Source organism: Streptomyces sp. PKU-EA00015 (assembly GCF_013387495.1).
In the GTDB taxonomy this organism is placed as follows: domain Bacteria; phylum Actinomycetota; class Actinomycetes; order Streptomycetales; family Streptomycetaceae; genus Streptomyces.
In genome coordinates this window covers 1-4,841 of the sequence record NZ_JABZEE010000114.1, presented here as the reverse complement: position 1 = coordinate 4,841, position 4,841 = coordinate 1, and the positions used below count along the sequence as shown (strand labels likewise).

The window sequence follows — 4,841 nt, the reverse complement described above, 5'->3', positions numbered from 1 at the left end:
GGTGCCGGGGTGGGGTGCCGTTCCCCGTTCCGACAAGCAAAAGATTACAGCAATAAAGCACCACAGGCAACTCGACATGCCCACAAAACCGCAGGTCAGAGCCACATTTCGGCGACTTTCCAGCGACTTGGCTTGTGCAAGCTAAACCGGGTGTCGGCCTCGTCGGCGGCGACTCGGCGCGGGCCTGCGGCGGCCGTGCCGGTGCCGCTGGTCCTGGTGCTCGTCGTGGTCCTGGTGCTGCTCGTCCTCGACGGCTGGCAGCGTCCACGGGCACCCGCGACGGTGGTTGGGCGGTGGGTGTGCACGGACCTGGTGCGACCACCCCTCGACATGCTGCCGGGCCACGACGATGCGCGCGCCGACGCGGAGCGACCATGGCGGCCCCGGCCACATCGCGGCAGCAGCTGCTCCCCCTCGGCCACCGCCTATGGGCGCGGTCGCCTCACGCGCGGTCATCCGCGACGGCGGGGGCACGGTCCGCGCCCACCACCGCCCGGGCGGACGGCGACCGAAGATCAACCCGGCACCCCTCCCCCCGCCGCCAGCCGTCTTTCCCCACCCCACCGAGCCGGCGGCCGCCAACGGCGCAGGCCACGGAGAATTACGGACCCACCGCGCACCACACACAGCCCGCAGCCAGCCACGGCGAACCCGTGCATGAGGTTCGCCAGCCGTGATCGATCCGGGGCCCGCTGTATGCCCGTGGGGCTCGGCGTCGTGATCAGTGGGACGGGGGACTGTGGCGAGCGTCCGGGTCCGTTCCGGTCGTCCGGTCGGCCTGGGCGAGGAGCCGTTCCCATGTGCGGGTGGATCCGCCGTGCTGGTCAGCGAGAGTTGCCGCGAGGTGGGTGCGGGGGGTGCCCTCGGCGGTCTTGAGTGCGGCGGCGGCGGTGTGCAGGCGGGGATCACCTTCGTAGGCGTGGGCTTTGCGGGGCCCCTGGGGTTCGCCGGCGCGGCGGCCGCCGCCTTTTCCTTGCCCAAGCGGGTTGTCGCGACGGTGCTCGATTTCATGGCGTGGCCAGACGCGGAGGCTGTAGACGGTGGTGCCCGCCGGGAGGTAGCCCTGGGTCGCGTAGGCGCGGACGGTGCTCGCTGCGACGCCGAGCAGGGCGGCGGCTTCCTCGTCGTTGAGAAGGTCGTCGGGATGTTCTCCAGTGGGCAGAGCGGGGGTGGGTCTGCCCGCGAGGTAGGCACGGGCCTGGGCAAGGTCGTAGATCAGGATGCGGCTGTTGGGGAAGAGGGCCGGCACACGCTGACGGAAGGCGGGGGCATCGCGGCGGCGCCAGGTGGCGATGGGCACGCCGGCCTGTTGAGCGATGTCGGATTCGTTGATCACGGGGCGGCTGCGAGGGATCACGGGGGAAGGCTTCTTTCGGGTGTTCCGGCGGGGCGGGCTACGCTGGTGGGGCTTCCTCGGTCGGCGGTGACGTCGGCCTGGATGTTGGTTAGGGGCCGGTGGTGTGCCGGGCCGCTTCTCGCAAGTGGCTCTCCGCCGGCCCCTTCGCTGTCTGCTCCTTCCAGCGGCGGACATCTCGCGGGCCGCGGAGCCTGACCACCTGAACGCCCAGCTCGGCGGTCTCGGCGACCTGGCGGACGTAGCGGGGGCGGTTCGCCCGGTATTTGCGGATGGCGGTGCGGAGCAGGGATCGGTGGGCGAAGAACGCCTTGGACCAGGTCAGGCGCCTGGCCTGTGCGCTGTCCTCTCGTCCTGAGAGCTGGCGCAGACTGCGGCGGACGATCCGGTACAAGATCAGGGGTAGCGGGAAGTCGAGCCAGACCAGCGTGTCGGCCCGGTGCCATACGACGTCGGCGAGCTTGGAGAAGTTGCCTTCGACGATCCATCCGTCGGTGCGGGTGATCTCTCCCGCCTGCCGCCGGAACTCCTCCAGCGGCAATGGCCCGTCCGGGGTGAACAGCAGGTCGTCAAGGTCGGTGTGGGGCTGGTCCAGCTCTGTGGAGAGCCACCGGGCCAGGGTGGTCTTTCCCGTGGCCGGCGCTCCGAACAGGGCGATCCTTGGCATGTGCGCCTTCTCCTCAGAGGTAGTCGACATGCGAAACTTTACAGCATCTAGGATCACCCTTGGGGGCGGCGGCATCGGGCACGGAAGTACCGGCGCCGCCGAAGGCGGCTCCTTGGCCCCGCAGGGGCGGGCCCGCGCCCGAAGGGCGCTTGAAGGGGCCCGGCGCGCAGCGCCTGCCCGCAGGGCAGAAAAAGCCGCCCGTGGCCGAAGGCCACTTAGGGGGCGGCGTTTCCGCTAGTCCGCCCCGCGCCCGAAGGGCGCTCTAGGGGGCGGGCCCCAGCCGCTTGCGGCTGTCCTTTACGCCGCGTCCCGGCCCGCCTGGTGGCGGGCCGGGACAGTGGGGGACGGGGGCCGGACCCGGTCACCGGGTCCGGCCCTGGGGTTCTACAGGCGGGGGAACAGCGCCCGCGCCGCCTGCGGGTGACGGTGCAGCATCCGCAGGAAGTCGCCCTGGAACGCCGCCCGCCCGGCGATCTCGGCGGGGCTCATGTCGCCCACCCCCTTCTTCGTCTTGACGATCACTCCGTCCATGATGCTGATTCCTGCGCCTCCCAGGTCGGAGAACACGTTGGTACGCAGGTGCAGGAACACCTGCCCGTCCTGCTCGGCGATCGTCACCGCGTAGGCCAGATCGGCCAGCGGGTAGACGTACGCCTTCCGCGACCGCCCCACGGGCTCGGACAGAAGCTCAGGGCGCAGACCCCGGAGGTAGTGCGCGAGCGCCGCCCGGGTCGCCGCCCGCAGCGGTACGTCAATGTCCTGCGGGTCGAACTCCCGGACTACGGGCCGCCGCCACATGCCCGCCGTGCCGGTGGTGCAGACACGCAGGATCTCGTCGTACATCTTCCGCAACTTGCGGTGGACGTAGGCCAGATCGGCGGGCAGATCGGGGCTGGTCAGGCTCTCCCACCCCAGCGGCAACAGGAACTGAGCCGTGGCCGTGGCCGTGGGGGTGGAGAGCGCCGGTATGGGCTCCAGCACCCGCAGGGCGTCACCGTCCACGACGTCCGCGCCAATCAGCGCGCCCAATACAGATGCCTCCTCGACGATGCGGCGCGAGCGGACAGTAGAGAGCTGCCCCGCCCGCACGGACCGCGCCGCGACGGCCGCGCGTTCCGCCTGCGTGCGCCCGACAAGGTGGGCATGGAACCGCTTCTCGCCCTGGATGGACTCGCGGTCAACGGTGTGCGGGTCGTAGCTCCACGAGACGACCGGGCTCAACTCGTAGGCGCGGCAGTGCTCCGCGAACCGGGCCGCGATGACTCCCAGCGCCTTGCCGAACTCCGGCGAATGGTCGTGCAGCCCCGGACGGGGCGTGACCCCGGCGGACATGAGCATCAGCTCGTACAGGGCGTGCGGCGACCTCTTGTCGGTGAGGGCGTACGCCTCATCGGGCGACATGTTGATGTGGGCGTGGACGTTGGTCCACCCGTAGACGTCGTGGACGGTGGCCATGCGCTGAACGCCGTTCACATACCCGGGGAACCCCTTCGCCGGGAGCGAATCCACCACGGGAACGCCCCTGCGCTGATTCTCCAGAGCCGCCGGAAGCAACTGACGGGTCATTGAGTTTCCTTCCCTCGATGTTGGTTGCCGGTCGGGGTGTGCCGCCCTTTCCGACATCACTAACTTTACAGCATTCCAGCTCATTCCTCTACGCAAAATCCCAGCTCATACAGGGTTTTCGGGGGTCGATCCGCTGTCGAGGGACGGCGGTGGGGGGTGGCGGTAGCGGGCCACAGAGAGGGCGGAGATGGCTGGTCCGGTGCGCGCAGCTTGCTGCGCAGGACCAGCCACCAGGCCGGTGAACGCGCCGAAGGCGCCCGGCCTGGCGTCCCGCGCTCGCGCGGGATGGTCTGGCGGTGAACGCGCCGAAGGCGCCCGCCAGACCACCCTGGAGGGCCGCCAGGCCCGCCAGGGCGTCTCCGCCCGGCCTGTGGCCCGCTACCGCCACCCCCCACCGGGCCAAACAGAAAGGCAGATGCGCGTCACTCGGTTTTCGACACCGGTCGGCGTACCCCGCGAGGTTTCCTGCACTTCGTTGCCCGCTGGTACAGGCCATGCGGCTAACCGGCGACTAGGCACATGAGGCAAGTAGGTGCCGAGGCAGTGAGATTGGCTGCAACCGGTCGTGCGCCTTAGCCTCTCTTGTCGGTCATGAGATCACGTCTGCCCCGGCGCCAGGCTGAACGGCGCGGTCTGCGCCTGTGGCCTGTCGGTATCGTCCTGGTCCTGGCCTTCACTACTGCGATCCTGGTGGCGGCCTCGGTGTTCTACGCCGGATGGGACGTGCTCGGTGCCCGCGGACTGAAGCCCGAACGCCGCATCGACTCCAAAACGCTGTTCGACCTGGTCAAGCTCTCCTTCGGGGTAGTAGCCGGCGCAGGCGCCCTGGTCGCCCTGGTCATGGCCTACCGCCGCCAGCGCGTCGACGAGGACGGCGCCCTGCGCGACGCCACCCGCCTGCACACCGAACGCTTCACCACCGCCGTCTCCCAGCTCGGCGACGAATCCGCCGCCGTCCGCCTCGGCGGCGTACACGCCCTGGCCGGACTCGCCGACGACGCCCCCACCCGCGAACTGCGCCAGACCTGCATCGACGTCCTGTGCGCGTACCTCCGGCTGCCCTACACCGCCGAAGCCGACCTGCCGGCGGACGACGCGGAAGCCCGCCACGCCTACCTGTCCCTGCGGGAAGTCCGGCACACCGTCATCCGACTCATCCGCGACCACCTCCGCCTGCCCTTCAAGCATCACCACACGTGGCAAGGCCACGCCTTCGACTTCACCGACGTCACGTTCGACGGCGGAGATTTCAGC

At 70.0% G+C, this 4,841-nt stretch carries 3 protein-coding genes and 1 pseudogene; 1 reads left to right on the top strand and 3 read right to left on the bottom strand.

The genetic code is table 11. The annotated features are described in order from the left end of the window. Nucleotides 1–721: 721 nt before the first annotated feature. The 3 genes from HW130_RS35045 to HW130_RS35035 all read right to left on the bottom strand — a co-directional run bounded on the left by HW130_RS35045 (nucleotide 722) and on the right by HW130_RS35035 (nucleotide 3,587). Complete coding sequence (locus tag HW130_RS35045) at nucleotides 722–1,357, bottom strand: DNA-binding protein (protein ID WP_177153808.1); 636 nt, start codon at nucleotides 1,355–1,357, stop codon at nucleotides 722–724. 88 nt (nucleotides 1,358–1,445) lie between these two features. After that, entirely contained in the window at nucleotides 1,446–2,021 is a 576-nt protein-coding gene (locus HW130_RS35040) for an adenylate kinase (RefSeq protein ID WP_177153807.1), read from the bottom strand. A 384-nt stretch (nucleotides 2,022–2,405) separates the two neighbouring features. Further along, a complete protein-coding gene (locus HW130_RS35035) occupies nucleotides 2,406–3,587 on the bottom strand; it encodes a hypothetical protein (RefSeq protein ID WP_256356535.1) in 1,182 nt (393 codons plus the stop codon). A 591-nt stretch (nucleotides 3,588–4,178) separates the two neighbouring features. Between HW130_RS35035 and HW130_RS35030 the strand changes: the two are divergent. Continuing rightward, nucleotides 4,179–4,841: pseudogene (locus HW130_RS35030) on the top strand (pentapeptide repeat-containing protein); the annotation flags it as partial.

What these genes read in the sequence shown, in the direction of transcription:
- HW130_RS35035 (WP_256356535.1), bottom strand. Translation starts at nt 3,587, where the DNA reads ATGACCCGTCAGTTGCTTCCGGCGGCTCTGGAGAATCAGCGCAGGGGC.
- HW130_RS35040 (WP_177153807.1), bottom strand. Translation starts at nt 2,021, where the DNA reads ATGCCAAGGATCGCCCTGTTCGGAGCGCCGGCCACGGGAAAGACCACC.